The 22,009-nt window shown below is 72.3% G+C and carries 18 protein-coding genes; 8 read left to right on the forward strand and 10 right to left on the reverse strand.

What is annotated here, in order from left to right:
- A partial coding sequence (locus ABZS51_RS19455; RefSeq protein ID WP_355442627.1) for an RDD family protein occupies positions 1-709 on the reverse strand: 709 nt, incomplete at its 3' end.
- 51 nt (positions 710-760) lie between these two features.
- Between ABZS51_RS19455 and ABZS51_RS19460 the strand changes: the two genes are divergently transcribed.
- Positions 761-1,753, forward strand: a complete 993-nt coding sequence (locus ABZS51_RS19460) for a stage II sporulation protein M (protein ID WP_355442630.1) — start codon at positions 761-763, stop codon at positions 1,751-1,753.
- Positions 1,754-1,789: 36 nt separating this feature from the next.
- Here ABZS51_RS19460 and ABZS51_RS19465 read toward each other — a convergent pair whose 3' ends face one another.
- The 5 genes from ABZS51_RS19465 to ABZS51_RS19485 are packed head-to-tail and all read right to left on the reverse strand — an operon-like array spanning position 1,790 to position 7,327.
- Positions 1,790-3,163: a DUF58 domain-containing protein gene (locus ABZS51_RS19465; RefSeq protein WP_355442633.1), complete on the reverse strand. Its 1,374-nt coding sequence runs from the start codon at positions 3,161-3,163 to the stop codon at positions 1,790-1,792.
- Positions 3,163-4,143: a MoxR family ATPase gene (locus tag ABZS51_RS19470; RefSeq protein ID WP_310715780.1), complete on the reverse strand. Its 981-nt coding sequence runs from the start codon at positions 4,141-4,143 to the stop codon at positions 3,163-3,165. The genes ABZS51_RS19465 and ABZS51_RS19470 overlap by 1 nt, the downstream gene beginning before the upstream one ends.
- Positions 4,133-5,326 carry a DUF4350 domain-containing protein gene (locus ABZS51_RS19475; protein ID WP_355442636.1) on the reverse strand — a complete coding sequence of 398 codons (1,194 nt, stop codon included), beginning with the start codon at positions 5,324-5,326 and terminating at the stop codon, positions 4,133-4,135. Before ABZS51_RS19475 ends, ABZS51_RS19470 begins: the two co-directional genes overlap by 11 nt.
- A 52-nt stretch (positions 5,327-5,378) precedes the next feature.
- Positions 5,379-6,020 carry a DUF4129 domain-containing protein gene (locus ABZS51_RS19480; RefSeq protein ID WP_355442639.1) on the reverse strand — a complete coding sequence of 214 codons (642 nt, stop codon included), beginning with the start codon at positions 6,018-6,020 and terminating at the stop codon, positions 5,379-5,381.
- A gap of 11 nt (positions 6,021-6,031) precedes the next feature.
- Positions 6,032-7,327: a glycerophosphoryl diester phosphodiesterase membrane domain-containing protein gene (locus ABZS51_RS19485; protein WP_355442642.1), complete on the reverse strand. Its 1,296-nt coding sequence runs from the start codon at positions 7,325-7,327 to the stop codon at positions 6,032-6,034.
- 267 nt (positions 7,328-7,594) lie between these two features.
- Here ABZS51_RS19485 and mtrA point away from each other — a divergent pair, with 267 nt between their 5' ends.
- The 6 genes from mtrA (at position 7,595) to ABZS51_RS19515 (ending at position 14,706) form a co-directional block, all read left to right on the forward strand.
- Entirely contained in the window at positions 7,595-8,272 is a 678-nt protein-coding gene (gene mtrA, locus ABZS51_RS19490; protein ID WP_106236674.1) for an MtrAB system response regulator MtrA, read from the forward strand.
- Between the two features lie 21 nt (positions 8,273-8,293).
- A complete protein-coding gene (mtrB, locus tag ABZS51_RS19495; RefSeq protein WP_355442646.1) occupies positions 8,294-10,036 on the forward strand; it encodes an MtrAB system histidine kinase MtrB in 1,743 nt (580 codons plus the stop codon).
- Complete coding sequence (locus tag ABZS51_RS19500; RefSeq protein WP_355442649.1) at positions 10,023-11,804, forward strand: LpqB family beta-propeller domain-containing protein; 1,782 nt, start codon at positions 10,023-10,025, stop codon at positions 11,802-11,804. Before mtrB ends, ABZS51_RS19500 begins: the two co-directional genes overlap by 14 nt.
- Before the next feature lie 46 nt (positions 11,805-11,850).
- Positions 11,851-12,546, forward strand: coding sequence for a phosphoribosyltransferase family protein (locus ABZS51_RS19505; protein ID WP_355442653.1), 696 nt, complete (start codon positions 11,851-11,853; stop codon positions 12,544-12,546).
- Between the two features lie 623 nt (positions 12,547-13,169).
- A complete protein-coding gene (gene raiA / locus ABZS51_RS19510) occupies positions 13,170-13,847 on the forward strand; it encodes a ribosome-associated translation inhibitor RaiA (protein WP_355442656.1) in 678 nt (225 codons plus the stop codon).
- A gap of 160 nt (positions 13,848-14,007) precedes the next feature.
- The gene (locus ABZS51_RS19515; protein ID WP_310715763.1) at positions 14,008-14,706 is read left to right on the forward strand and encodes a response regulator transcription factor; all 699 of its coding nucleotides are present in this window, start codon (positions 14,008-14,010) and stop codon (positions 14,704-14,706) included.
- Here the strand turns inward: ABZS51_RS19515 and ABZS51_RS19520 are convergent.
- Together ABZS51_RS19520 and ABZS51_RS19525 are read right to left on the reverse strand one after the other, a co-directional pair.
- Positions 14,699-16,003 carry a crosslink repair DNA glycosylase YcaQ family protein gene (locus ABZS51_RS19520; RefSeq protein ID WP_355442659.1) on the reverse strand — a complete coding sequence of 435 codons (1,305 nt, stop codon included), beginning with the start codon at positions 16,001-16,003 and terminating at the stop codon, positions 14,699-14,701. The two genes, ABZS51_RS19515 and ABZS51_RS19520, sit on opposite strands and share 8 nt — an antisense overlap.
- Before the next feature lie 403 nt (positions 16,004-16,406).
- Positions 16,407-16,730, reverse strand: coding sequence for an HGxxPAAW family protein (locus ABZS51_RS19525; protein ID WP_310715760.1), 324 nt, complete (start codon positions 16,728-16,730; stop codon positions 16,407-16,409).
- A 162-nt stretch (positions 16,731-16,892) separates the two neighbouring features.
- Between ABZS51_RS19525 and secA the strand changes: the two genes are divergently transcribed.
- On the forward strand, positions 16,893-19,685 hold the full coding sequence (gene secA / locus ABZS51_RS19530) for a preprotein translocase subunit SecA (protein ID WP_355442662.1): 2,793 nt from the start codon (positions 16,893-16,895) through the stop codon (positions 19,683-19,685).
- Positions 19,686-19,771: 86 nt separating this feature from the next.
- Here secA and ABZS51_RS19535 read toward each other — a convergent pair whose 3' ends face one another.
- Both ABZS51_RS19535 and ABZS51_RS19540 read right to left on the reverse strand, forming a co-directional pair.
- Positions 19,772-20,212 carry an Rv3235 family protein gene (locus ABZS51_RS19535; protein ID WP_355442666.1) on the reverse strand — a complete coding sequence of 147 codons (441 nt, stop codon included), beginning with the start codon at positions 20,210-20,212 and terminating at the stop codon, positions 19,772-19,774.
- A 321-nt stretch (positions 20,213-20,533) separates the two neighbouring features.
- A complete protein-coding gene (locus ABZS51_RS19540; RefSeq protein ID WP_355442669.1) occupies positions 20,534-22,000 on the reverse strand; it encodes a PTS transporter subunit EIIC in 1,467 nt (488 codons plus the stop codon).
- Positions 22,001-22,009: the final 9 nt, after the last annotated feature.

Here is a 22,009-nt window from a genome sequence, read left to right on the forward strand (position 1 = left end):
GCTCGGCCAGCACGGCGCTCAGGTACGCGTGCGGCGGCACCCCGGCGGGCGCCGCGGGCGACACGTACGCCGCCACCTGCGTCGCGATGCGCACCCCCATCTCGTGCCGTACGGCGGGCGAGAGGTCGTGCCAGCGCAGGAGGTACTGCCGGGCGGCCGTGGCCGCCTCCTCGGGCAGCTGCGACAGCTCCAGCCGCGCGGCCCAGGACGCCAGCGGCGGCGGCATGACGATGAGGTGCCCCTGGTCGCGCGGCCCCCGCTCGGCGATCACGATCGTGCCCGCGAAGACGTCGCCCAGCCGCTTGCCCCGCTGCGAGATCAGCGAGGAGATCAGCGCCGGCGCCCCGGTGAACGCCCAGATCTCCACCATCCCCGCCAGCCCGCGGAACAGCGCCTGGCGGAACCGCTCGGGCCCGCCGTCGTCGCCCACCACCCGCAGGCCCATGGCCAGCTTGCCGAGGCTGCGCCCCCGCGTGACCGACTCGAAGATCACCGGATAGCCGACCATCACCAGCACCATGAACACGATCATGACGGCGGCGATCATCGCCGGATCGCTGACCAGCGCGAACGCCTGCACCGCGACGAGAGCGGCGACGAGCAGCGTCACCTGCACGACCATGTCGATGACGAGCGCCACCGCACGGGTCGGAAGCTGCGCCACCCGTACCTCGACGACGACGGCGTCCCCGGTCACGACCTCAGACATATGTGGAGCCTAACGGCAATGGCCCGCTGATCGACCGGCCACAATGGTCGGGTGGACATCGACGCGTTCGTCACGGCGCACCGCCCCGCCTGGGACCGGCTCGAGCACCTCGCCAAGCACCGCTCGTCCCTGACCGGTGCCGAGGTGGACGAGCTGGTCGACCTCTACCAGCGGGTGTCCACCCACCTGTCGATCGTCCGCTCGTCCTCGGCGGACGCGATGCTGGCGGGCCGCCTGTCGGCGCTGGTCGCCCGTGCCCGCTCGGCGGTCACCGGGGCGCACGCCCCGGCGTGGCGGGAGCTGGTGAGGTTCTTCACGGTGTCGTTCCCCGTGGTGGCCTACCGGGCGCGGTGGTGGTGGCTGGCCACCGCCGTGGCGTTCATGGCCGTGGCGTGGGTGATGGGCGCGTGGGTGGCCGGCGACCCGCAGGTGCAGACGGCGATCGCGTCCCCGGACGAGATCCGGCGGCTCGTCGAGCACGACTTCGCCGACTACTACTCCGAGAACCCGGCCGCGTCGTTCGCCGGCCGGGTGTGGATCAACAACGCGTGGGTGTCGGCGCAGGTCATCGTCTACGCCATCTTCCTCGGGCTGCCCATCCCGTACGTGCTGTGGACCAACGCGGCCAACGTCGCCGTCTCCGGCGGCCTCATGGCCTCGCGCGGCAAGCTGGACGTGTTCTTCGGGCTGATCATGCCGCACGGGCTGCTGGAGCTGACCGCGGTGTTCCTCGCGGCGGCCGTCGGCATGCGACTGGGCTGGACGGTCGTCGACCCGGGGCCGCGCAGGCGCGCCGAGGCGCTGGCCGAGCAGGGGCGCGCGGTCATGGCCGTGGCGCTCGGGCTGGTCGTGGTGCTGTTCGTGTCGGGGCTGATCGAGGCGTTCGTCACCCCGTCGGGGCTGCCGACGTGGGGGCGGATCGCCATCGGGGTGCTCGCGGAGGTCCTGTTCCTGGCGTACGTGCTGGTGTTCGGGCGGCGGGCCGCCCGCCGCGACGAGACGGGCGACATCGAGCACGCCCCCGACGTCGCCCCCAGCGCCTGACGGGGGGTACGACGGGCCGGCACGCGGAACCGGCGGCTACAGCCGGCCGGCTGCCTTGAGCGCGAGGTAGGCGTCCGCCAGCGCGGGCGCGATGTCGTCCGGCGGCGCGTCCACCACCTCGACCCCGTGCCGGCGCAGCCGCGCGGTGATGCGCCGCCGGTCCAGCCGGGTGCGCTCGGCCGCCGCGGCGTCGTACACCTCCTCGGCCGTGCCCTTGCTCGCCGCCATGGCCGCCACCCGGGGGTCGGAGACGGCCGCGACGAGCACCAGGTGGCGCGAGGAGAGCTGCGGCAGCACCGGCATCAGCCCTTCGTCCAGCGCGGCCGCGTTGAGGTCGGTCAGCAGCACGACCAGGCAGCGCCGCTTGGCCCGCGCCAGGATCGCGGCCACCATGCCCTGCGAGTCGGCCTCGACCAGCTCGGCCTCGATCGGCGCCATCGCGTTGACCAGCGACGACAGCAGCTCGGTGCGGGAGGAGCCGGACACCCAGGCGCGCACGGCCCGGTCGTGGGCGAGGAAGTCGACCCGGTCGCCGGCGCGGGCGGCCAGCGCGGCGAGGAGCAGCGCCGCGTCCATCGACCAGTCGAGCCGCGGCCAGCCCGGCACCGGACGCGTGCCGGACCGGACCAGCGGCCCGCCGCCGTTCGCGGCGGCCCCGGCCAGCGGTATCGGCGCCTCGCCCACCCGGCCGGCCGAGGTGCGGCCGGTGTCGAGGACGATCAGCACCCGCCGGTCCCGCTCGGGGCGCCAGGTGCGTACCACGACGTCGTGGCGGCGCGCGGTGGCCCGCCAGTCGATCGAGCGCACGTCGTCGCCCACCACGTACTCGCGCAGCGAGTCGAACTCCGTGCCCTGCCCGCGCACCAGCGCCGGGTGCCGGCCCTCCAGCTCGCGCAGCCGGGCCAGCCGCGCCGGCAGGTGCTTGCGCGACAGGAACGGCGGCAGCACCCGCACCGCCCACGGCGAGCGGTGCCGTCCCTGGCGCGCGGCCAGTCCGAGGGGGCCGACGGAGCGCACGGTCACCGCCACGGACGCGCGGTCGCCCCGCCTGGTGGGGGTGAGTGTCACGGTGAGCCGGCGGCGCTCGCCGGGCGGCACGTCCAGCTTCATCACGCGGGGGGACGCCCCCGCCGAGGGCGGCCAGGCGTCGCGCAGCACGCCGCGGACCCGCCGCGAGCCCGGGTTCTCCACGACCAGCTCGACCGTGGCCCGCTGCCCGAGCCGCACCAGCGTCTCACCGGAGCGGTGGAGGCGCAGGGGGCGCACGGAGCCGGCCAGCGCCAGGTCCACGAGGATCGCCGCGGCCAGCACGAGGCAGACCCCGGCCAGCGCCGCCCCCGGCCGCGGCGCCACCAGCACCACCACGACGCCGAGCGCGGCGACCAGCGCGGCGCGTCCCGTCAGAGCCATCAGCGCGGGACCGGGACCGAGGCCAGGATGCCGTCGAGCAGCCCGTCGGCGGTCGCCCCCTCCAGCTCGGCCTCGGGCCGCAGCTGCACCCGGTGCCGCAGCGCCGGCCGGGCCAGCGCCTTGACGTCGTCCGGCGTGACGTACGCGCGGCCCGACAGCCACGCCCAGGCGCGCGAGGCGGCCAGCAGCGCGGTCGCGCCGCGCGGCGAGACGCCGAGCTGGAGCGACGGGGAGTTACGGGTGGCGCGGGACACGTCCACGATGTAGCCGAGCACCTCGGGGGCGACGTGCACACCCGCCACCGCCTGGCGCCCGGCGGCCAGGTCGGCGGCCGTCGCCACGGGGCGCACGTGCGACAGGTCGCGCGGGTCGAAGCCGTGCGCGTGCCGCTCCAGCACCGCGATCTCCTGCTCGCGCGGCGGCAGCGGCACGGTCAGCTTGACCAGGAACCGGTCGAGCTGGGCCTCGGGGAGCTGGTAGGTGCCCTCGTACTCGACGGGGTTCTGGGTGGCGCACACCACGAACGGGTCGGGCAGCGGGCGGGCGTCGCCCTCGACGCTGACCTGCCGCTCCTCCATGGCCTCCAGCAGCGCCGCCTGGGTCTTCGGCGGGGTGCGGTTGATCTCGTCGGCGAGCAGCAGGTTGGTGAACACCGGCCCCTCGCGGAACTCGAACTCCGCCGTCCTCGCGTCGTACACCAGCGACCCGGTCACGTCGCCCGGCATCAGGTCGGGCGTGAACTGCACCCGCTTGAACTCCAGGTCCAGGGCCGCGGCCAGCGTGCGGACCATGAGCGTCTTGGCGACGCCCGGCACGCCTTCGAGCAGCACGTGCCCCCGGCACAGCAGCGCGATCACCAGCCCGGTCACCACCGCGTCCTGGCCGACCACGGCCTTGGACACCTCCGCCCGCAGCGCCGCCAGCGCCTCGCGGGCCGCCTCACCGCGGTCCGCCACGCGGGTGGTCTCCTCAGTGTTCACCGACCGTCCTTTCGATGGAGTCCAGGTACTGGGCCAGGGCGACGAGCCCGGCGTCGTCGGCGGGCTCCGGCCCGTACAGCGCCGCCCCGACCTGCCGCGGATCGTGCCCGGTCCGTACGGCGACGGCCGCGACGACCTCGTGCCGGCCCGCCTCGGCCGTCAGCCCGAGCCGGGGCACGAGCCGGTCGATCGCGCCGGCCCGCAGCACGTCGGCCGCCCGGCCCCGGGCGCGCCTGGCCCGGTAGAGCCGTCCGCGCCCCTCGACCGTCTCGGCGGCCCGCACGACGACCGGCAGCCGCTCGGTCACCACCGGGCCGAGCCGCCTGCCCCGCCACAACGCGGTGACCAGCACGGCCACCACCGCCATGCCCACGGCCCACGGGACGCCGGGCGGCATCAGGTCGTAGACCGACTCGCCGGCGGGGCCGGCCAGTGTCTCGTCCGGCGGCGGCTCGACCAGCCAGGTCACGGCCTTGGCCGAGCCCAGCAGGTTGAGCGCGAGCGCCGCGTTGCCGTCCTCGGCCAGGCGCCGGTTGGTCATGAACTCGCCGCCGCCGACGACCGTGGTCGTGCCGCCCGCGTTGGGCAGGCTGACGAGCGTCCAGCCCGCGTCGCCGGCGACCGGGTAGCAGCCGGTGGCGCCGCGCGGGGCGGTGAAGGCCGAGCCGCCCATGAAGGCGCTGCCCGCGGCCGTCGCGGCGGGCAGCGGGCACTCCGGTTCCCGCGAGCGTTCGCGCGGGGCCTCCGAGGCGACGCGGACGCCGGGGGCGAGCAGGTCGACGCGGTAGACGTCGCCGACCACGACGCGATCGCCGCGGATCGCCGCCAGCGCGGCCGGGTCGAGGACGAGGCTCGTGCTGGTGACCAGCAGCAGCCGGTCGCCCTGCTGCGCCAGCTCCCGGGCCCGCGTCACCGAGTCCACCCGGTCCACGGTCACGCCGCGGTCGCGCAGCAGCTCGGCCAGCGCCTTGGAGCCGTCGAGGGAGGTGTCGTCGGGGTCGAGCCGGCGCGACGGTTCTCCGCCGCCGCCGATGACCACGCCCAGGACCGCCGCCGCCACGATGATCAGGCCGAGCAGCGCCGCCCACCGGCTCGCGCGCCAGGCGGAGCGGACGGTCGGCGAGGTGGGCGACGACTCCCCGGCCTGGCCGGGCCCCATGCCGGAACCGGTCGCGAGGCTCATGCCGGGCCCTCCGCCCGCCGGCCGAGCGGTGCCCGGAGGTCGAGGCGGGCGCTCATGCCGGTGCTCCCAGCGCGGCGGGCCTGGCCTGGCGGAGGCGCTCGTCGAGGTCGCGCATGGTCGCGTAGGCCTCGGGGGTGCCGCTCACGCCGCCGTACGTCACGTCGTCGAACGAGCGCGCGGCGGCGGCCAGGTCGGCGGCGAAGCCCGGCAGCGCCCGGCCCGCCTCCTCCGCCAGCTCGTCGGCCGTGCGGCCGGGCTGCCCGTCGACCAGCGCGCGCGCCTCCAGGTCGCGGGCGATCGCACGCAGCCGCTCCCGGATCGCCTCGCCGTGGCGCCCCTCGGCGGCGGCGCGCTCGGCCGCCTGCCGGTGCTCCGCGGCGGTCATCACCCGCTCGCCGAACACGCCCGGCAGGGCCCGCGCGTTCTCGCGCGCGGCGCGCCGCAGCCGCCAGGCGCCCAGCGCGACCAGCCCGACGAGGACCAGCGTGATGAGGACGGCCGCGATGACGCCCCCGGTGGTGCCACCGCCGGTCACCGCGTCCATGAGGTCCTCCACGAACTGGAGGAAGCGGCGATAGGCCAGGTCGATCAGCGACTCGTGGGCGTACGCGGGCCCGGAGAGCTCCTCGGCGGCCCGGCGGGCGGCCTCGTCCCTGCCGATCGGGCTCGCGGAAAGGATCACGGACGGGATCACGGACGCGAGGCTCACGGCCGCGGCGTGCCGGTGGGCCGCCAGAGGTCGTCCGCCGACGCGTGCACCCAGCCCTGCCGCTGCTGCTCGACGGCCGCGGTCTGCAGGACGAGGTCGAACGCCTCGCTGCGCATGCGGCGGTCGGCGTAGAGCAGGCCCGCGACGCCGGCCTCGATCGGATAGCTGATCATCGCGCCCAGCGTGCCGCCGACGGCGATGAGCACCGCCGCCACGATCGCCGAGCCCGCGCCGCTGCCGAGGACGCCCAGCACCGTGCCGACCATGGTGAACGGCACCTGCAGGATGCTCGCGACCACGCCCACGATCAGCGAGGTGAGCAGCAGGATGCCGAACACGCGCCAGAAGTCGCCGCGGACGAGCTCCCAGGAGCGCCGCAGGGCGGCGACCGGGCCCAGGCCCTCCAGGACGACGGCCGGGGACGCCAGCCCGAAGACGGTGCGGAAGTACAACGCGTACGCCAGGTACAGGAGGGCCATCAGCAGCACGACGCCGACCAGGCCGCCCTCGGACAGGGACCCGGTGCCGGCCAGCGCCCAGAGGATCAGGGCGAAGACGAGGAGGGGGACGACCATGACGACCGCCAGCAGGCCCACCATGCCGAAGAGCGCGGGCAGCCGCCCCCGGGTCAGCCGCCACGCCTCGCCCGCGGTGATGGAGCCGCCGAAGACGGCCCGGCCGAGGATGCGCGTCAGCACGCCGGTCAGGATGGTCACGGCCACGAAGCTGATGGCCAGCGAGGCGAGCGTGCCGCCGTACTGGGCGAGGAAGTCGTCGTACAGGCCGGTCGTGCCGACGGCCGTCGGGTCGGTGAACGAGTCGCGGATGGCCGTGCGCATCGAGCCGAGCAGGAACGCCTGGCCCACGGCGACCGGCACGGAGGCCAGCAGCGCGGCGACGGCGGACAGCCCGAGAACCGCCTTGGGGTTGGAGCGGACCAGCTTGATGGCGCCGTCGAGGATGTCGCCGAGCCGCAGCGGGCGCAGCGGGATGATGCCGGGCCGCGGGGCAGCCGGCGGCGCGTAGCCGTAGCCCTGGGGCCCGTATCCCTGCGGCCCGTAGCCCTGGGGCCCGTACCCGTGGGGCCGGCCGCCCGGCGGCTGCTGGGGATGGGTCGTGTACGGAGAGTGAGCGGCCTGCTGGTGGGGAGTCTCCGGGCCGTCGCCGTGCGGAGCTCCCGGGGCGGAGCCGGGGGCGGTCCACGGCGAAGGCTGCGGAGCGCCGTAGGGTGGGGGCTGCTCGGCCGCCCAGCCTGGTGGCGTCTCGGGTGAGGGGCCGTGACCGTCAGACATATCCCAATCCTGGCACGCTGGGGGACGCCGTGGTGTCGGGGAGGGCTTTCGGTGCGTACTTGCCCGCATTCGCGGGTGATTCAAGCGGGGTGATCTCGCCGGGGGATGGCAGAAAGGCGGTCGGTTACCGCAGACTGAGACGGCGATCGTGGTGCGAGTCTAAAATTCGTCATTTGAAGGTCTCGTGTCCCACACATGAGCCGACCAAGGGTAACCTTCAGCGATCGTGCTGGTATGTCCCAGAATGCGTAGAACGAATGAGGGGCCATGAAAGGTCGCGTGCTGGTCGTCGACGACGATGCCGCTCTCGCCGAGATGCTGGGCATCGTGTTGCGCGGGGAAGGCTTCGAACCATCCTTTGTCTCCGACGGCGACAAGGCGCTTGACGCGTTCCGGGACACGCGCCCGGATCTCGTGCTGCTCGACCTGATGCTGCCGGGGGCCGACGGCATCGACGTGGCGCGCAGGATCAGGGCCGAGTCAGGGGTCCCGATCGTCATGCTCACGGCCAAGAGCGACACGATCGACATCGTTCTGGGGCTGGAGTCCGGCGCCGACGACTACATCGTCAAGCCGTTCAAGCCGAAGGAGCTGGTGGCGCGTGTGCGGGCGCGGCTGCGCCGCACCGACGAGCCGACGCCGGAGATCCTGCAGATCGGCGACATCACGATCGACGTCGCGGGCCACTCCGTCAAGCGGGGCGAGGAGACCATCAACCTCACGCCGCTCGAGTTCGACCTGCTCGTCGCCCTCGCCCGCAAGCCGCGGCAGGTGTTCACCCGCGAGGTGCTGCTGGAGCAGGTCTGGGGCTACCGGCACGCCGCCGACACGCGCCTGGTCAACGTGCACGTGCAGCGTCTCAGGGCCAAGATCGAGAAGGACCCTGAGCACCCCGAGATCGTGGTCACCGTCCGCGGCGTGGGGTACAAGGCCGGACCCGCCTAGCGCGGTCCCTTCCCCCACGCCATGCCCCCGACGAGGAACGGTCTCCGTCGACGGACGCTCCGCCAGATCCTGGGCGGGGTCCGCCGGCGGGCGCGGCGTGCGGTGGGGGCGGTCCGCCGGGCCTGGCGGCGCTCGCTCCAGCTCCAGGTCGTCACCAGCACGCTGGTCATCTCCGTGACGGTCGTGGTCGTGCTCGGCGTGTTCCTCTCCGACCAGATCAACAAGTCGGTCATCGCGAGCAGCCAGGCGTCCGCCGCCAGCGAGGCGTTCGCCGACCGCGTCCAGATCGCCGCCGCGCTCAGCCAGGAGCCCGACGACCAGGCCAAACCCTCCGAGACGGGCAAGAGCGCGCCCGCCGACCCGCTCGACGCCGTGATGAACACCATCACCGGCTCAGGCGAGAACGGCTCCAAGAAGCGCTACGAGGTGCTCGTCCTCAACACCACCACCCCCGGCGCCTCGCGCGCCTCCGGCAAGGTGTCGCCGCGGGACGTGCCGGTCGCGCTCCGGCAGGGCCTCGAACGCCAGGCCCAGAAGATGCGCTACGACAAGCCGCTGCGGCACCAGGCGCTCATCCGCTTCAGCGGCGACAGCCAGCCCCGGCTGACGCTGGTCATCGGCGGCCTCGTCCCGCCCGAGGCCCAGCCGGCCTACGAGGTCTACCACTTCTTCCCGCTCAACGACGAAGAGCAGATGCTCTCCAACGTCCGGCTCGCCATCGTCGTGGTGGGCTTCGGGCTGGTGCTGCTGCTCGCCGCGATCGCCTACCTCGTGGCACGCCAGGTCGTCACTCCCGTCCGGCTGGCGCGCCAGGCCGCCGAGCGGCTGGCCGCCGGCAAGCTCGACGAGCGGCTCAAGGTACGCGGCGAGGACGACCTGGCCCGCCTGGCGACCTCGTTCAACGAGATGGCGGGCAACCTCGCGCTCAAGATCCACCAGTTGGAGGAGCTCTCCCAGGTGCAGCGCCAGTTCGTCTCGGACGTCTCCCACGAGCTGCGCACGCCGCTGACCACCGTGCGGATGGCCGCCGACCTGCTCTACGACGCCCGCGAGGACTTCGAGCCGATGGCCGCCCGCTCGGCCGAGCTCATGCAGGCCCAGCTCGAACGCTTCGAGTCGATGCTGGCCGACCTGCTGGAGATCAGCCGCTACGACGCCGGCGCCGCCACCCTCGACCTCGACTCCGTCGACGTGCGCGACGTCGTGCTGCGCGCCATCGCCGACTCCGAGGCGCTGGCCGAGCGCCACGCCACCCGCTTCGAGCTCCGGCTGCCCAACGAGCCGTGCATGGCCGAGATGGACAACCGGCGGGTCGAGCGGATCCTGCGCAACCTGCTGTTCAACGCGATCGAGCACGGCGAGGGCCGTGACGTGGTGGTCACCGTGGGCGCCGACCGCGACGCCGTCGCCGTCGCCGTACGCGACCACGGCATCGGCCTGAAGGCCGGCGAGGAGACGATGGTGTTCGACCGGTTCTGGCGCGCCGACCCCTCGCGGGCGCGCACCATCGGCGGCACCGGGCTCGGCCTGGCCATCTCCCGCGAGGACGCCACGCTGCACGGCGGCTGGCTCCAGGCGTGGGGGCAGCCGGGCGAGGGCTCCCAGTTCAGGCTCACACTGCCCAGGACGGCGGGGGCCGACCTCAAGGGGTCCCCGCTGCCGCTGGTGCCCCCGGAGATCGAGATGCGCCGCACCTGGCGGGGCCAGATGACCCCGGTGCTGCTGCCGGCGTCGGGAGACGGGGCCGTGCATGAGGAGGCATAGGCGGCTCGCCGCCGTCCTGGCCGTCGCCGTCGCGGCGTGGGCGGGCGGCGGCTGCGCGGTGATCCCGGTCGGCGGGCCGTTCCCCGTGGACGAGGCCGGCGGCGGCGACCCGATGAGCAAGCCGTTCCAGCGCATGATCGCCGTCAGGCCGCAGCCGGCGTGGGCGCCCCTCCAGGTCGTCCAGGGACTCCAGGCGGCGATGGCGGCGTACGCCGACGAGCCGGACGTGCTGCTCACCTACCTCACGCCCGCGACCGCGAAGACGTGGAAACCGGACGGGCCCGTCACCGTCATCGCCAACCGTCCCAAGTACGACTACGTCGGCAAGAGCGACGGCGATCAGGTCGTCATCCGGCTCACCGGCACCCCCGTCGCCCGCATCGAGTCCGACGACACGTACATGCCGTTCGCGGCCTCGGCGGGCGACATCTCCGTCGACTTCACGCTGGTCAAGGACGCGCAGGGCGCCTACCACGTCCAGTCGATCGAGCGGGGCGCCGGGCTGCTGCTCACCATGGACGACGTGGCCCGCGCCTACCGGCCGACCAAGCTGTACTACCTGGCCGGGCCGCCCGGGGTCAGCCAGGCGTTCGCCGAGCGGCGGCTCATCGTCGACCGGGTCTGGCTGCGCATCAAGCCCGCCGAGAACTTCGCGCAGACCATCGTCCGCCGCCTCCTGGAGGGGCCGAGCAAGGTGCTGCACGGCGCGGTCGGCAGCGTCTTCCCGCAGGGCATGAGCGTCCGCTCGGTCAGGTCCGACGACGACCGCGTCGTGGTCGACCTGCACGGCCCCATCGAGCCCGACGAGCTCTACACCGACGGGCTGAAGGCCCAGCTCAAGTGGACGCTCAACAACAACGACATGGCCAACGGCCGCACCATCGAGGTGCAGATCGACGGCGAGCCGTTCTACTCCTCCGACCCGCTGGTCATCCGGGCCGACGACATGCGCGAGGACTGGCTGGGCAGCAACGTCAGCCCCGCCTACTACGTCAGCCGGGGCGCGGTGCGCTCCCTCGGCGACGAGCGGCCCGGCAACGCCGTCCAGGGCCCGGCGGGCCAGCCGAACGACCTGTACCGCAGCCTGGCGATGGCCGACGGCGGCGCCATGGTCGCCGGGCGCGGAACGGAGGCGGCCGGAGGCGGCATCTGGGTCGCCCGGATCGCCCCCGACGGCCGGTGGCAGCGCTGGATCGAGGGCCGCGAGGCGGACCTGACCCCGCCCTCCTGGCACCGCGACGGCACCCTGTGGACCTACGACCGGGCCAACGACGCCGTGCTGCGCTGCGACCCGGGCGCCGGCCGCGGCCCCGAGCGGGTCGCCGCGCCCGGCCTCGACGGGCTCGACGTCACGCGGCTGCGCATCTCCCGCGACGGCGTGCGGGTCGCGGTGACGATCGGCAAGAACGAGGTCCGGGTGGGCGCGATCACCGGGGGCGGCGGGGCGCCCATGCTGGGCAACTTCCAGACGCTGACGACGGTGGCCGACGAGGAGGAGATCAAGGACATCGCCTGGCGCGACGGCGAGCGGCTGCTGGTGCTGGTGCAGAGCAACAACGTGCAGAGCGTCAGGGAGATCTACGTCGGCGACGGTCAGACCACGCAGCTCCCGCCGGTCAAGCGGCTCTCCTCGATCAGTGCCCTGGGGGTGCGGGTGCTGGCGGCCACGGCGGACAGCAAGGAGATCCTGGAGCTCAACCAGGACAAGCAGGCGTGGGTCTCCAAGGCCACTGGCGAAGCCGAGAACCCGGTCTTCTCCCTCGGCTGACCTGTCCCCGTCGGGAATGTCGGTGCGGTCCTGCATGCTGGGTCGCGTGCTGAACGCCGTACTCGACGTGCTCCTGCCGCGCGCCTGCGTGGGCTGCGGCGCGGCCGGCGAGCCGTTGTGCGGCGAGTGCCTCGGGCCCCTCGTCGCCCCGGCCCCCCGGATGCCGGTCCCGTGTCCCGCCGGCCTCCCCGGGTGCTGGTCCGGGGCCCGGTACGAAGGGCCGGTGCGGCGGGCCGTGATCGCCTACAAGGAGCGCGCCCAGACCGGCCTGGCGGCCCCGCTCGCCGCACTGCTGGCCCTGACCGTCGCCTCGGCCCTCGCCGAGGCTCACCGCGTCGAGGGCCCGTTCCTGGTCGTGCCGGTGCCGAGCGCCCGCCGCGCCGTGCGGGCCCGGGGCCACGACCCGATGGACCGGCTCGCCGACCGGGCCGTGCGCGCGCTGCGGCGGCTCGGCCATCCGGCCGTGCTGTGCCGCGCGCTGACCCCGGCGCGGCGGGTGGCCGACCAGGCGGGGCTGGGCGCGGCCGAGCGGGCCGCCAACCTGGCCGGCTCCCTGCGCGTCACCACCGGGCCCAGGAGCCCGCACAGGAGCGCTCCCGCCCCTCTGGGGAGTCCCGTGGTGGTCGTGGACGATCTGGTGACCACCGGGGCCACGCTCGCCGAGGCCGCGAGGGCGCTGCGCGGGTCGGGCGCGGAGGTGGTGTGCGCCGCGACCGTTGCGGCGACACGCCGAAGGTTCTAACAAGGATTACGGTCATCGTGGTGACGCTGCGTGCCCGGCCGCGCTCACGGCGGGGTCACATCCGACTACCCCGTGTACCACATGAGACCAGCTCAGAGAGATCATCTCGCCGTACATAAAGGTAGGGAGATCCTAAACCGGGGCAACTTTCCCCCAGGTCACCCCAAGCGAAAATCACAGAAAGTGATCATTTAGGTAATCCTCCGGCTGACATTCGGGTCCGATCCGGATAGCGTTCTGACATGGCACCCGTTCGGGTCCGTGGTTGCGCAGAGCCGGGAGCCCCGGCTCTGCTAGCCGATGCCAGCCGCAGGCGAAACGGTCCACGTAAGGCGACTCTTTGTCGACCGATCACGGTGCGGCTTAGGGGTAAGTCCTGCCTTCCCGAGGGTCCAGATGTCCCTCGTCAGGAGAGAAGGGCAGTAGTGGCATCAGAGCCGCGAAACCCTCAGCAGGCGGATGTGGGGTCGAAGACCAGGTCGGCCGGACGGGTGCCATCCGAAACCCCGGTGATGGACGGCCAAAAGCGGGGAACGGTGAACAGGAGGCGAACAGAGGACCCCGCTCGGCAGGCGCGTCGCCGGGCGCTCTATCTCAGTCGTTAGGCGAAGGGGGGCTGTTGCATGGACATCATCGTCAAGGGCCGGCACACAGGAGTGAGTGACCGGTTCCGAGACCAAGTGACGACCAAGCTGGCCAGAATCGAGCGTCTCGACAGCAAGCTGATCAGAGTAGACGTGGAGGTGTCGAAGGAACGCAATCCGCGCCTCGCCGGACAACGCGAGCGCGTCGAGCTGACCATCCATTCCCGGGGACCCGCCATCAGGGCCGAGGCCTCCGCCGACGACCGCTTCTCCGCCCTCGACATCGCCCTGGACAAGCTGGAAGGCCGCCTGCGCAGGCTCGCCGACCGGCGCAAGGTCCACCACGGCAACCACTGCCCGCCCTCCGTGGCGGAACTCACCGCGACGCTCCCTGACGCCGCGGACCTGGCGCCCACCCCGTCCCCGCTCGTCACCGCCGAGGCCGAGCCCGAGAACGACGACCTGCCCGAGGACTCCCAGTACGACGACCAGCAGTACGACGACATCGTCCCCATCGAGATGGAAGGTGACGGCCCGCTCATCGTCCGGGAGAAGTTCCACCGCGCCGAACCCATGACCATCGACCAGGCCCTCCTGGAGATGGAGCTGGTCGGGCACGACTTCTACCTGTTCCGTGACAAGGAGAGCGGCCAGCCGTGCGTCGTCTACAACCGGCGCGGGTACAACTACGGCGTGTTGCGGCTCGTCGAGCCCTGATAGCGTCTTAAAGGATCTTCTCGACCAACCGAGGATCGGGCACTCGTGTCATCATCGGTCCAACGGCTCTGGCCCCCCGACGAGGAGGAGACGTGAGCGAGCTCAGTCAGGTGTGTGTGAGCGAGCGAAGCGAGGTCGCGAGGCTGACCGAGGAGGCCCTGTGACCGAGCCCGGTGAGGGCGGCGCGCCCGGCGGCGAGCCGATCCGCGTGCTGATCGTGGACGACCACGAGCTGATCAGGCGGAGTCTGGCCCTGGCGTTGGCCGCCGAGCCCGACATCGACGTGGTCGGAGAGGCGAGCGACGGTCATGAGGCGGTCGAACTGGCCGACCGCCTCATGCCGGACGTGGCGCTGATGGACGTGCGCATGCCCCGGCAGGACGGCATCGAGGCCACCAAGGGCATCAAGGCCTCGGTGCCGAGCACCCGCATCATCATGCTCACGGTGAGCGACGAGGAGGAGGACCTCTTCGAGGCCATCAAGGCCGGCGCCACGGGCTACCTGCTCAAGGACGTCCAGATCAACGACGTCCCGGCGGCGGTGCGCGGCGTCCACGAGGGCCAGTCGCTCATCAACCCGGCCATGGCGGCCAAGCTCATCACCGAGTTCGCGAACATGAGCCGCAAGGAGGCCGAGCGGCCGCCCCAGCTGCCGGTCCCGCGGCTCACCGAGCGCGAGATGGAAGTGCTGCGCCTGGTCGCCAAGGGCATGAACAACCGGGAGATCGCCAAGCAGCTCTTCATCAGCGAGAACACGGTGAAGAACCACGTCCGCAACATCCTGGACAAGCTGCAGCTGCACTCGCGCATGGAGGCGGTCGTCTACGCCGTGCGCGAGCGCATGCTGGAGATCACCTGACGGCCGTCTCCAGGTGGGCGGCGAGGCCCGGGTCGGCGCGCTCGACCCGCACGGCGTCGCAGCCCACCCACTCGGCGGCCGACCACAGGGCGTCACGCAGCGCGTCGGCCCACTTCGCCCCGCTCAGGCCGGGCTCCAGGCTGAGCTGACGCGCCACCAGGGTGGACCCCTCACGCGCCGGATCGACCCGCCCGATCAGCCGGCCGCCGGCCAGCACGGGCATGGTGAAGTAGCCGTGCACGCGTTTGTGGCGCGGCACGTACAGCTCCAGCGTGTACGAGAAGCCGAAGACCCGCTCGGTGCGGCCGCGGTGCCAGATGAGCGAGTCGAACGGCGAGACCAGCGTCGTGCGGTGACGGCCGCGCGGCTCGGTGGCGAGCGCCTCGGGATCGGCCCACGCCGCCGCACCCCTGCCCGTCGCCGCCTTCTTGGCCGTGCCCTGGCCGTTGACGGCGACCGCCGCCTTGCCGTTGCCGCCGCTCGCGGTGGTGGCGCCGTTGGCCGCGCCCCGTGCCGGCCATCCCGACACGGTGACGGGCACCAGCCCGGCCGCGCCGCTGAGCAGGCACTCGTCCAGCATCGCGGCGTACCTGCCCTTGAGCCGCAGGAAGTCGATCAGGTCGCCCCGGGTCGCCACGCCCAGCGCCCGCCCCGCGACACGCGCGAGCCGTACGACGCACTCCTCGTCGGTGAGGTCCTCGGCCAGGAGATCGGCGGGGACCACGCGCTCGGCGAGGTCGTAGACCCGCCGCCAGCCGACGCGCCGCGTGCAGACGAGCTCGCCGATGTCGAGCAGCCACTCCAGCGCGATCTTGGACTCGGACCAGTCCCACCACTCGCCGGCCTGCCCGTCGCCGTCGGAGCGCCTGGCCGCCCGCGCGCCGCCCACGTCCGCCGTCGTGACCGGACCCGCCGCACGCACCCGCTCCAGCAGCTCCTCGACATGGCCGGTGGGAACCTGGTGCCACCGGAACTTGCGCTCCTGGTAGGCCCGGCGGCGGAACGCGTAGAGCGGCCAGTGCTCGATCGGCAGGATGCACGCGGCGTGGCACCAGTACTCGAAGCTCTGTGCGGGGTCGTCCCAGTAGGCCCGCTCGACCGCCGGCCTGCCGACTGCTCCCTGGCGCGCGTAGGCGACCAGCTCGTGGGAGCGGGCGAGGACGGAGATCGTGTCGAGCTGCACCGCGCCGAGCCTGCGGAGCATGCCCCGCACGCCGCCCCGGCGCCCCTCGGCGCCGAGCAGTCCCTGCGCGCGCAGGATGATGCGGCGCGCCTCGTCAGCGGTCAGGTCCGTCATGTCAACGAGTCCGTACGGCGAAGCATGCCGCGCATGCTAGCGCCGCCCACCGACAGAACGGGTCGGCGGTGGAGAGCGGAGAAATCACACCCAGTCCACCGGCTTACCCCCAAGGTGGGAGTGTCCTACCTAGACCGGTACGACACGGTCGTCTCGGGACGCTGCCGTGGGGCCGGTCCGTGGCCGCGCGCATGCCGTCACACGTGGCCGACGCGCGCGATGGACCCCGGACTCCGGAAACCCCCGGAGGCCCGGCGATTTGAGACGCCCAGCCGGACCCGGACCGCCCGTCCGTACCCCTCGGGCCGTCCGGGTCCGTGGCTCGTCCGGGTCCGTGGCTCGTCCGGGCGGGGGAGCGGCGGCATCCCTGGGTGGCGCCGCTCCGGTGCCCGGACGGACGGGGTCAGCGGTGGTCTTCGGTGGACATGCCGACGCGGGGCGCGTCGATCACGACGTCGGTGAAGATGTCGAAGACGAGCGCGAGGATGCCGCCCACGACCACCAGGCCGACGCCGATCCAGATGAGCGTCCAGGTCGCCATGGTCATGCCGACTCCGCCGACGATGAACCCGATCAGCATGACGGTGACCGCCAGCCACGAAGACGCACGACCGCCGTGACTGCCGAGATTCTCAGTCTGCTCCGTCTTCTGGCCTTCAACCATGACAAAATCCTTCCCTTTGCCGGATATCCCGCTATTTGGTGCGAGCCGGCTGTCAACCGGCATACCCTCTGCCTGACCCCATTCTCCCAGACATCACCTGCGCCCTCGCTGCCGCGGTGGCTGTGTCCGCTGGCGGAACCGCCTACCATGGCAACGGGGAAGTTTGTCTCGGCCTCTCCTCCTGGCGGCGCCGCCGGGGTAGACCTGCGAGGAGCTTTACATAAAGTGGCAGCCATTCTCGACAAGATCCTGCGTGCCGGCGAGGGCAAGATCCTCCGCAAGCTCAAGCGGATCGCAGACCAGGTCAACTCCATTGAGGACGACTTCACGAGCCTGTCCGACGCGGAGTTGCGCGCGCTGACGGACGAGTTCAAGCAGCGCCACGCCGACGGCGAATCGCTCGACGAGCTGCTTCCCGAGGCGTTCGCCACCGTGCGTGAGGCGGCGCGCCGCGTGCTCGGCCAGCGCCCCTACGACGTCCAGATCATGGGCGGCGCCAACCTGCACATGGGCAACATCTCCGAGATGAAGACCGGTGAGGGCAAGACCCTGACCTGCACCCTGCCCGCCTATCTCAACGCGCTGGCGGGCAACGGCGTGCACGTGATCACGGTCAACGACTACCTCGCCAAGCGCGACGCCGAGAAGATGGGCCGCATCCACCGCTTCCTCGGGCTCGAGGTCGGCGTGATCCTGTCCGGCCAGCAGCCCGACGAGCGCCGCAAGCAGTACGAGGCCGACATCACGTACGGCACCAACAACGAGTTCGGCTTCGACTACCTGCGCGACAACATGGCCTGGTCGCTGGACGAGTGCGTGCAGCGCGGCCACTTCTTCGCGATCGTCGACGAGGTCGACTCCATCCTCATCGACGAGGCCCGCACGCCGCTGATCATCTCCGGCCCCGGCGAGCAGTCCGGCAAGTGGTACGCCGAGTTCGCCAAGATCGTGCCCCGGCTGCGCAAGGGCGTCGAGGCGAAGAACCCCGGCGAGGAGAGCACCGGCGACTACGTCGTCGACGAGAAGAAGCGCACGGTCGGCGTGCTGGAGGCGGGCGTCGCCAAGGTCGAGGACTGGCTCGGCATCGACAACCTCTACAAGCCCGAGCACACCCACCTGGTCGGCTTCCTCAACAACGCGCTCAAGGCCAAGGAGCTCTTCAAGAAGGACAAGGACTACATCGTCTCCGACGGCGAGGTCCTGATCGTCGACGAGTTCACCGGGCGCATCCTGCACGGCCGTCGCTACAACGAGGGCATGCACCAGGCCATCGAGGCCAAGGAAGGCGTGAAGATCAAGGACGAGAACCAGACTCTCGCCACCGTCACGCTCCAGAACTACTTCCGCCTCTACGAGAAGCTGTCCGGCATGACCGGCACCGCCGTCACCGAGGCCAACGAGTTCCACAAGACGTACAAGCTCGGCGTGGTCCCCATCCCGACCAACCGGCCGATGATCCGCAAGGACCAGGCGGACGTGGTCTACAAGACCGAGGACGCCAAGTTCGACGCCGTGGTCGAGGACATCAGGCAGCGCTACGAGCAGGGCCAGCCGGTGCTCGTCGGCACCACCTCGGTCGAGAAGTCGGAGCGGCTGTCGCGGGCGCTCAAGCGCCGGGGCGTGCCGCACGAGGTGCTCAACGCGAAGAACCACGAGCGTGAGGCCGCGATCATCGCCGAGGCGGGCCGCAAGGGCGCCGTCACCGTCGCCACCAACATGGCCGGGCGCGGCACCGACATCATGCTCGGCGGCAACCCCGAGTTCCGCGCCGACCTGGAGCTGCGCCAGCGCGGCCTCGACCCGGTCGAGACGCCCGACGAGTACGACAAGGCCTGGCCGGAGGCGCTGGAGAAGGCCAACGCCGCGGTCAAGGCCGAGCACGACGAGGTCACCAAGATCGGCGGCCTCTACGTCCTCGGCACCGAGCGCCACGAGTCGCGCCGCATCGACAACCAGCTCCGCGGCCGCTCCGGCCGTCAGGGCGACCCCGGCGAGTCGCGCTTCTACCTCTCGCTCGGCGACGACCTGATGCGCCTGTTCAACTCGGCCCGCGTCGAGATGATCATGACCAGGCTCAACATCCCGGACGACCAGCCGATCGAGTCCGGCATCGTCTCCAAGGCCATCGCCTCCGCGCAGCACCAGGTCGAGCAGCAGAACTTCGAGATCCGCAAGGAAGTTCTCAAGTACGACGAGGTGATGAACCGCCAGCGCAAGGTCATCTACGCCGAGCGCCACCGGGTGCTGGAGGGCGCCGACCTGCACGAGCAGGTCCGCGGCTTCGTCGGCGAGGTGATCGACGGCTACGTCGTGGGCGCCACCTCCGAGGGCTTCGCCGAGGAGTGGGACCTCGACAAGCTGTGGAAGGCGTTCAGCGAGCTCTACCCGATCCAGATCACGGTCGACGACCTCGTCAAGGAGGCCGGCTCGCGCGAGGAGCTCACCGGCGAGTTCATCAGCGAGAAGGTCAAGAAGGACGCGCTGGAGGCGTACGACCGGCGCGAGCAGGAGCTCGGCTCCGAGGCGATGCGCGAGTTCGAGCGCCGGGTCATCCTGTCCGTCCTCGACCGCAAGTGGCGCGAGCACCTGTACGAGATGGACTACCTGCGCGAGGGCATCGGCATGCGGGCCTACGCGCAGAAGGACCCGCAGATCGAGTACCAGCGCGAGGGCTTCGAGATGTTCGCCGCGATGCTCGAGGGCATCAAGGAGGACTCCGTCGGGTTCCTGTTCAACATCGAGGTCGAGGTTCAGCAGAACCCGATCGTCGAGGAGGAAGAGGACGCGGTGATGGCGGAGACCCGCTCCATCATCGCGCGCGGCCTGCGCGGTCCCGAGCGGCCCGCGGAGCTGGAGTACACCGCGCCGGGCGAGCAGGGCGACGTCGAGCACACCCGGGTCCGCACCAGTGCGGCGGAGCGGGCGGCCTACGGCAACGTCGAGCGCAACGCGCCGTGCCCGTGCGGTTCCGGCAAGAAGTACAAGCGCTGCCACGGCGACCCGCGCAACGCGGCCTGACCCGAGGCTCCACGGCCCCGCCCTCTCGCTCACGCGAGGGGAGCGGGGCCGCTCGGCTTCCGGGGGTGAGGCGTCGTCCTTCCGGGTCAGGCGGTTTCGAGGTCCGTGACGAGCCACTGGACGCCGCGTCGTTCCAGGCGCATGGCCAGGACGTGGCTGCGTTCGCCGCAGTGCAGCAGCACGCACATCTCCACCACCTCGTCCGCGGGCTCCGTCACGTGGGGCACGGCGGCGAACGGCGGGCGGCGCGTGTCCAGCATGCGGCCCGCCCGGACCAGTCCCCGGTACGCGTGGTCGGTGAGCCGGTCCGCGACCGACTCGGGCGGGCGGCGTCCGGCGAGGACCTCGGCCACCGCCTGACCGAGCAGGCGCAGGCTTCGCTCGTCCGGCGGGGCACCCGGCGGACCCCACACCAGCGGCAACGAGTCCAGGGCGAGTGACCCCGCCACCGCGGGCGGCTCCGCTTCGGGGCGGCGGGCGGGGACCGGGGTGAGGCGCGCGGCGCGCGTGCGGGGAAGGGATGGCATGGGCCCTCCAGAATCGCGGGGGAGACGATCGCTACAAGGAGTTTTCGGCCCGGCCCCCGGATACCTCGGCCGCCAACTTCTCGGATGGGGGCGGTGGTTCGGGGGAGTTGGCGGAGAAGATCACCGGGAGTTGGAGTGGTGTCCGGCCGTCCCGCGCGGCGTTCCGGTCGCCGGCGACGTGGATCCGGCCGTCCGGAAGCGTTCCGGACCGCCGTCGAGCAGCGATACGGCCCCAGCGAAAAGGACGCCGGTGAAGGGGACGCCGGCGAAAGGGTCGCCGGCGGGAAGGGCCCGGGCGAAACGGCGGCTAGCGAAACGGTCCTAGGAGAGGGGGCGCGTCTCCGGCGGCGCCGTCTTCGGCGGTCCCTCCGTGGCCGGTTCCGCAGGGGCGGGGGCCTCCGGAGGGGCGGGGGCCTCCGGAGGGGCGGGGGCCTCCGGAGGGGTGCGGGGCTCGCCGGAGTCCACGTCAGGCTCGGGCTCCCGGCCCGGCGTCATGATGTTCAGCCGGCGGATGAGGAAGCTGAACACCACGTAGTACACCACCCCGTACACCACCCCGATCGCCAGGATCGCCGGCAGGTTGCGGGTGTTGGACTTGCTGGCGTTGAGCAGCATGTCGAGGAGCCCGGCCGAGAAGCCGAACCCGAGCTGCCCCCCGGCCAGCGTCGTCACCGCCACCGCCACGCCCGTCAGCACGGCGTGCACGACGAACAGCAGCGGCGCCACGAAGATGAACGCGAACTCGATCGGCTCGGTGATGCCCGTGACCAGGGACGCGAGCGCGGCCGACAGCATGATGCCGCCCACGGCCCGGCGCCGGTGCGGCGGCGCGGCCCGCCACATGGCCAGCGCGGCGGCCGGCAGCGCGAACATCATGATGGGGAAGAAGCCGGCCATGAACTGCCCGGAGTGCTCGGCCCCGCCGAAGTAGCAGTTCCAGTCACCCCCGAGGACCCGCCCGCCCACCTCGCACTGCGGCACCACGTGCCACACGATCGAGTTGACGAAGTGGTGCAGCCCCAGCGGGATGAGCAGCCGGTTGATCAGCCCGTAGATGCCGGTCCCGAGCGGTCCCAGCGTGGTGAGGGCCTGGCCGGCGTCGCTGATCCACTGTCCGAGGAACGGCCAGATCCAGCCGATGACCACGCCGAGCAGCAGCGCCGCGATGGCCGTGACGATGGGCACGAAGCGCCGCCCGCCGAAGAACGCCAGCCAGGACGGCAGCTTGATGCGGTGGAAGCGCTGCCACAGCACGGCGGTGACGAGCCCCATCATGATGCCGCCGAGCACCTGGGTGGGGTTCTGCAGCCCGTAGTCGACGACCTCCTTGATCCCGCCGTCCTCGACCTTGCGCAGCAGCACGGTGTCGCGGATGGACGAGCCGAGGAACATCACCTTGGACACCCGGTCGAACACCAGGTAGCCGACGACGGCGGCCAGCGCGGTCGTCCCGTCGGACTTGCGCGCGAAGCCGATGGCCACGCCCACGGCGAACAGCAGCGGCAGGTTCTTGAACAGGGCGTCGCCGGCCGCCTCCAGCACCTGGGCGATCTGCGCCATCCACGCGAACCCGGCCACGTCGGCCAGGCCGCCGGGGGCGGGGCCGTTGGAGCCCAGCATGTCGGACTGCCCGAAGCGCATGAGCAGCGCGGCGGCCGGCAGGGCGGCGATGGGCAGCATGAGGGAGCGGCCCAGCCGCTGGAGTACGGTCATGACCCGCGCGAACCGCGGCCGGAGGGCGCTCAGGGCGCGGGCGGGCGGCGAAGGCCGGGCGGTGGTCTCGTTCACCGGGCGTTC

The organism is Nonomuraea sp. NPDC005501, from assembly GCF_040605905.1.
In the GTDB taxonomy this organism is placed as follows: Bacteria; Actinomycetota; Actinomycetes; order Streptosporangiales; family Streptosporangiaceae; genus Nonomuraea.